Raw genomic sequence first — 6,292 nt, 5'->3', positions numbered from 1 at the left:
GATGAGGTCTCTTCTGTTTTGTTAGCGCAACCAGTAGATCACACTTCATCGTGCTTTTCACTTTTGTGGGGATACCTCAGCCCGCGGGGAGAGGGAGAAAACCCAGGTTCTCGTAGGCCGGGTAAGCAACGCGCCACCCGGCATCAAAGCGCTCTCGGGAAACTATCAGAAACGCACCACAAACGGTGTGGTGTCAGGCACTGAAATGCTGGAAGACGCTTTCAACTGCGGCGTGCCCAGATAGAGGAAACCGACGATTTTATCTTGCTCGCGGCACTGCAGGCCATCGCGGACGACTGGGCTTTCAGTTAATGCACCGCTGCGCCAGATCCCGTTAAAACCTTGCGCCACGGCCGCCATTTGCATCGCCATCACGGCGCAACCGGCAGACATTTCTTGTTCCCACTTCGGCACTTTGGGGTGCTCCTGACATTTCGCCACCACGGCGATAATCAGCGGAGCGCGAAACGGGGCGTTGCGGGCTTTCTCGATGGCTTTTTCATCTTGTTCCGCGGCAACGGCGCCCTTCTCAAGAAGCTGGCTGAAACGCTCGCGTCCTTCGCCTTCAATCACAAAAAACTGCCAGGGTGTGAGCGTACCATGATCGGGGGCTCGCAGTCCGGCACGGAGAATATTCTCCAGCTGTTCGCCCTGTGGGGCGGGCTCGGCAAGGCGGGAAGCGCTGCGGCGGTTGACGAGCAGGTCAAGTGCATCCATTACTTATCTCCGGGTTTCAGGGATTTTCACAAAATTAACATGGAAGCAGATTTTGTTACAGCGCAGGCGCCGATTCCTGCTGACAACCGGCGGTGGTGTCTTTAGGATAGCCACACGTCGCGCCTTCGCGGGCGGACCTCTTTTCATTCAGGCAGGGAGAAAACATGCGAACCCTTTGGCGAATCATTGCCGGATTCTTTAAATGGACATGGCGTCTGTTGAACTTTATTCGCGAACTGGTGCTGAACCTGTTCTTTATTCTGCTGGTGCTGGTGTGCGTCGGCATCTGGATGCAGGTGAGCAGCACTAGCTCGGCTGAGAGCACAGGCCGTGGCGCGTTGCTTATGGATCTCACCGGGGTGGTGGTCGATAAGCCCTCAACCAGCAGTAAAATCAGTGCTATCAGTCGTCAGCTACTGGGTGCCAGCTCCGACCGCCTGCAGGAAAACTCCCTGTTTGATATCGTGAATACGATTCGCCAGGCCAAAGACGATCGCAATATCACCGGTATCGTGCTGGATTTGAAAAACTTTGCCGGGGGCGACCAGCCTTCCATGCAGTATATCGGTAAAGCGCTGCGCGAATTCCGTGACAGCGGTAAGCCGGTGTATGCCGTGGGCGATGACTACACCCAGGCTCAGTATTATCTCGCCAGCTTCGCCAACAAAATCTATCTGTCGCCGCAGGGCACGGTCGATCTTCACGGCTTTGCGACCAACGGGCTGTATTACAAATCCCTGCTCGATAAGCTGAAAGTGACCACCCATGTGTTCCGCGTCGGGACGTATAAATCTGCCGTTGAGCCGTTTATCCGTGACGATATGTCCCCGGCCGCACGCGAAGCGGACAGCCGCTGGATTGGCGAGCTGTGGCAAAACTATCTGAACACCATTGCCGCAAACCGCCAGACCACTGCTGAACAGATTTTCCCAGGCGCGCAAGGCGTGCTGGACGGTCTGCGTAAAGTCGATGGCGACACGGCGAAATATGCGCTGGACAGCAAACTGGTTGATCAACTGGCGTCGAACACCGACGTTGAAAAAGCGCTGACCAAACAGTTTGGCTGGAGCAAGGCGGATAATAACTATCGCGCAGTCAGCTATTACGACTACAACCTGAAAACCCCGGCAGATACGGGCGCAAGCGTAGCGGTTATTTTCGCTAACGGCGCAATTATCGACGGTCAGGAAACCCCAGGAAATGTGGGTGGCGATACAACTGCCTCACAAATTCGCGATGCCCGTCTGGACCCGAAAGTGAAAGCCATTGTGTTACGCGTCAACAGCCCTGGCGGCAGCGTTAGCGCCTCGGAAGTGATTCGCTCTGAGCTGGCGGCTGCACGTGCGGCAGGCAAACCTGTGGTTGTCTCTATGGGCGGGATGGCCGCTTCCGGTGGCTACTGGATTTCCACTCCGGCAGATTACATCGTGGCGAATGCCAGCACCCTGACCGGCTCCATCGGCATCTTCGGGGTGATTAACACCGTTGAGAACAGCCTGGATTCCATTGGCGTGCATACCGATGGCGTGTCGACGTCCCCACTGGCGGACATCTCGATGACCAAAGCGCTGCCGCAGGAAGTGCAGGACATGATGCAGCTCAGCATTGAGAATGGTTACAAGCGCTTTATCACCCTGGTGGCACAGTCTCGCCATAGCACGCCAGAGCAGGTGGATAAAATCGCTCAGGGCCACGTCTGGACGGGTCAGGATGCCAAAGCCAACGGCCTGGTGGATAGCCTCGGTGATTTCGACGATGCCGTCGCGAAAGCCGCCGAGCTGGCGAAACTGAAACAGTGGCATATCGATTACTATCAGGAAGAGCCCACGTTCTTCAATATGGTTATCGATAGCCTGAGCGGGTCTGTCCGCGCGGCATTGCCACAGGCGCTTCAGGCGTATCTGCCTGCGCCGCTGGTCACCGCCGCCAGTGTGGTCAAGGAGGAAGGCGATAAACTTGCCGCCTTCAACGATCCGCAGAACCGTTATGCGTTCTGCCTGACCTGCGCTAACATACGCTAATTCGCATCCCCTCTTAATCGAGGGGATTTTTTTAGTTAAAATTCAGTCACTCATCATGCAAAAGAAATCGATCTACGTAGCCTACACCGGCGGGACTATCGGCATGCAGCGTTCCGAACACGGGTACATCCCGGTTTCAGGTCACCTGCAACGCCAGCTGGCGCTGATGCCGGAATTCCACCGCCCGGAAATGCCTGACTTTACCATTCACGAATACCAGCCCCTGATGGACTCCTCGGATATGACGCCAGAAGACTGGCAGCACATCGCCGACGATATTCAGGCGCATTACGATGATTACGACGGTTTCGTTATCCTGCACGGCACGGACACCATGGCGTTCACCGCCTCTGCGCTGTCGTTTATGCTGGAGAACCTCGGCAAACCGGTTATTGTGACAGGGTCACAAATACCGCTGGCTGAACTGCGTTCTGACGGGCAAATCAATTTGCTGAATGCGTTGTATGTGGCGGCGAACTACCCGATTAACGAAGTCACGCTGTTCTTCAATAACCGTCTGTATCGCGGCAACCGCACCACCAAAGCTCACGCCGACGGTTTTGATGCGTTCGCCTCGCCAAACCTGCAACCACTGCTGGAAGCCGGGATTCACATTCGCCGTCTCGGCACGCCACCTGCACCACACGGTACTGGCGATCTCATTGTTCACCCTATTACACCGCAGCCTATTGGCGTGGTGACCATCTATCCGGGGATCTCCGCTGATGTGGTGCGCAACTTCCTGCGTCAGCCAGTAAAAGCGCTGATTCTGCGCTCCTATGGCGTGGGCAACGCTCCGCAAAGCGGTGAGTTCATTAAGGAACTGGCAGAAGCCAGCCAGCGTGGCATCGTGGTCGTCAATTTGACGCAGTGCATGTCGGGTAAAGTGAACATGGGCGGTTACGCCACTGGCAACGCCCTCGCCCAGGCTGGTGTGGTCAGCGGCTTCGATATGACCGTAGAAGCAACCCTGACCAAGCTACACTATTTGTTAACGCAAGGGCTGAATGCTGACGCCGTTCGCACCGCCATGCAGCAAAACCTGCGCGGTGAACTGACGCCCGACGAGTAAGGAGAAGCGATGAACGCAAGAGCGCTGTTACTGGTTGATCTCCAGAATGACTTTTGTGCCGGAGGCGCACTGGCTGTGCCTGAAGGCGACAGCACGGTGGATATTGCCAATGCGATGATCCACTGGTGTCTGGTTCGCGGTGACTCCATTGTCGCAAGCCAGGACTGGCACCCCGCTAATCACGGTAGTTTCGCCAGCCAGCATGGCGTTGAGCCCTATACTCAGGGTGAGCTGGATGGCTTGCCGCAAACCTTCTGGCCCGATCACTGCGTGCAGAACAGCGAAGGCGCTGAACTGCACCCGCTGCTCAACAGCCAGCACATCGATATTGTTTTCCCAAAAGGCGAAGCGGTAAACATCGACAGCTACAGCGCTTTTTACGACAACGGCCATCGCCAGAAAACCGGCCTTGATGAGTGGTTACGTGCGCAAAAAGTCACTGAGCTGATTGTGTTGGGGCTGGCGACAGATTACTGCGTGAAGTTCACGGTGCTGGATGCGCTGAAGCTGGGTTATGAAGTCAACGTCATTACTGATGGTTGTCGCGGGGTAAACCTTCATCCGCAGGACAGCGTTGAAGCGTTTATGGAAATGGCAGCCGAAGGGGCAACGCTGTACACCTTTGCCGACTGGCAGGAAACTCAGGCCTGATTGTTCTACCTTGCCCGGCGGCGCGACGCTTGCCGGGCAATCATCACAACTCCCTCATTTGTCTGCAAATTGAATCCCTCTCGCAGTTTTAACGCAACGGTGATGCTATTCTGCTCTGGCTGTTTTTTCGCCACGCCCTTGTGTGGCGTGTCGGTCTTTTTTATCAGTCAAAGAGGATGATTTATGAAATTATTGCCTGTTCTGGCAGCCTTACCCCTGCTCTGCACCTCAACAGTTTTCGCGGCTGACCTGATGTCGGTCGGCTACTTTAACGGCGGCGGAGACGTCACCGCCGGGCCTGGCGGCGATATCAATAAGCTGGATGTCCGCCAGATAACCCACCTCAACTACTCCTTCGGCCTTATCTACAACAACGAAGCGGGTGAAACCAATGAAGCGCTGAAGGATGCCAGCAAACTGCACCAAATCTGGCTCTCACCGAAAGTGATTGCCGATCTGCGCAAACTGCCGGAATTACGCAAACAGAACCCTGACCTCAAAGTGCTGCTTTCCGTCGGCGGCTGGGGCGCTCGTGGCTTCTCTGGCGCGGCGGACAGCAAAGAAAGTCGCGCGGTCTTTATCCGTTCAGTTCAAGAGGTGGTGAACACCTACGGCCTGGATGGCATCGATCTAGACTGGGAATATCCGGTTAACGGCGCATGGGGACTGGTGGATAAGCAGCCTGAAGACAAAGACAACTTCACCGCCCTGCTCAAAGAACTGCGTGCAGCAATGCCTAAACAAAAACTGGTGACCATTGCCGTCGGTGCCAATGCTGAAAGTCCGAAAAGCTGGGTAGATGTGAAGGCTATCGCGCCTTATCTGAACTACATCAACCTGATGACCTACGACATGGCGTACGGCACCCAGTACTTCAACTCAAACCTGTATGACTCCAGCCAGTGGCCAACCGTCGCCGAGGCAGATAAATACAGCGCTGATTTTGTGGTGAATAACTATCTTGCTGCCGGGCTGAAACCGGAACAGATGAACCTTGGGATTGGTTTCTATGGCCGCGTGCCGAAACGCGCCACTGAACCAGGCATTGACTGGAGCAAGCCAGACGCAGAGAAAAACCCTGCGACTCAGCCGTACTTCAGCCAACAAGAAACTGAGCTGTTCCGTTCACTTGGGTTTGATCTCAGCAAAGACACCTACGTGAAGTACAACGACATCGTCGGCAAGCTGATTAACGATCCGCAGAAACGCTTTACCGAGCACTGGGACGATCAGGCCAAGGTACCGTGGTTGTCGGTGAAATCAGCGGAAGGGAAAGCCTTGTTTGCTCTGTCGTATGAGAACCCACGGTCTGTGGACCTGAAAGCACAGTACATCAAGGAAAAAGGACTGGGTGGCGCGATGTTCTGGGAGTATGGCGCGGATGACAATAACCAGTTAGCTAAGCAGCTGGCGACGTCGCTGGGGATTAAACAAAGGTAAATGCAAAACGGCAACCTTGGTTGCCGTTTTTAGTGTTTGCTCCCTCGCCCTGTGGGAGAGGGCAACAGGCCGCACTGACACTGCACTATCACTGCATTTTCAGCGTCGCAATTGGCTTCGGTGCGATACCGAAATCCTCTTTAAGTTGCTGCTTACTCTTCATCACCATCTGCCCTTGGGTGTCGATAGTCATGTGCTGCGCGTCCGTGTTGTAGCGAGCCTGCCACAACATCACCAGTTGCAGACTGTTCTCTTTTTGCTCCGGCGTTAACGCGACGCCATCGGGCCATTTTCCCAGCTCTACGGCCGTCGCCAGACGCTGATAAACTTCCTCGGTCATGCCGTCGATAATTTGCTCGATTTCCACGATCTGCGGTGCTCCTCAGGAATA

General features: G+C 55.1%; 6 protein-coding genes. 4 read left to right on the top strand and 2 right to left on the bottom strand.

Features of this window, described 5'->3' with window-relative positions:
* Positions 1-165: 165 nt before the first annotated feature.
* Positions 166-717, bottom strand: coding sequence for an NAD(P)H nitroreductase (locus ACI2I2_RS18050; RefSeq protein ID WP_404659132.1), 552 nt, complete (start codon positions 715-717; stop codon positions 166-168).
* 164 nt (positions 718-881) lie between these two features.
* Here ACI2I2_RS18050 and sppA point away from each other — a divergent pair, with 164 nt between their 5' ends.
* The 4 genes from sppA to ACI2I2_RS18030 all read left to right on the top strand — a co-directional run bounded on the left by sppA (position 882) and on the right by ACI2I2_RS18030 (position 5,901).
* Positions 882-2,738, top strand: a complete 1,857-nt coding sequence (sppA, locus tag ACI2I2_RS18045; RefSeq protein WP_404659131.1) for a signal peptide peptidase SppA — start codon at positions 882-884, stop codon at positions 2,736-2,738.
* A gap of 55 nt (positions 2,739-2,793) precedes the next feature.
* Positions 2,794-3,810 (top strand): asparaginase, encoded by a 1,017-nt coding sequence (gene ansA / locus ACI2I2_RS18040; protein WP_330981973.1) that lies wholly within the window; start codon positions 2,794-2,796, stop codon positions 3,808-3,810.
* Between the two features lie 9 nt (positions 3,811-3,819).
* Entirely contained in the window at positions 3,820-4,461 is a 642-nt protein-coding gene (pncA, locus tag ACI2I2_RS18035) for a bifunctional nicotinamidase/pyrazinamidase (RefSeq protein WP_404659130.1), read from the top strand.
* A gap of 183 nt (positions 4,462-4,644) precedes the next feature.
* Complete coding sequence (locus ACI2I2_RS18030) at positions 4,645-5,901, top strand: glycoside hydrolase family 18 protein (RefSeq protein ID WP_404659129.1); 1,257 nt, start codon at positions 4,645-4,647, stop codon at positions 5,899-5,901.
* An 88-nt stretch (positions 5,902-5,989) separates the two neighbouring features.
* Here the strand turns inward: ACI2I2_RS18030 and ACI2I2_RS18025 are convergent, their stop codons facing one another.
* The gene (locus ACI2I2_RS18025) at positions 5,990-6,268 is read right to left on the bottom strand and encodes a YeaC family protein (RefSeq protein ID WP_330981976.1); all 279 of its coding nucleotides are present in this window, start codon (positions 6,266-6,268) and stop codon (positions 5,990-5,992) included.
* Between the last annotated feature and the right edge of the window lie 24 nt (positions 6,269-6,292).

The sequence above is a fragment of the Scandinavium sp. NPDC088450 genome, from assembly GCF_044900545.1.
GTDB lineage: Bacteria > Pseudomonadota > Gammaproteobacteria > Enterobacterales > Enterobacteriaceae > Scandinavium.
This window is presented reverse-complemented; position numbering and strand designations above follow the sequence as displayed.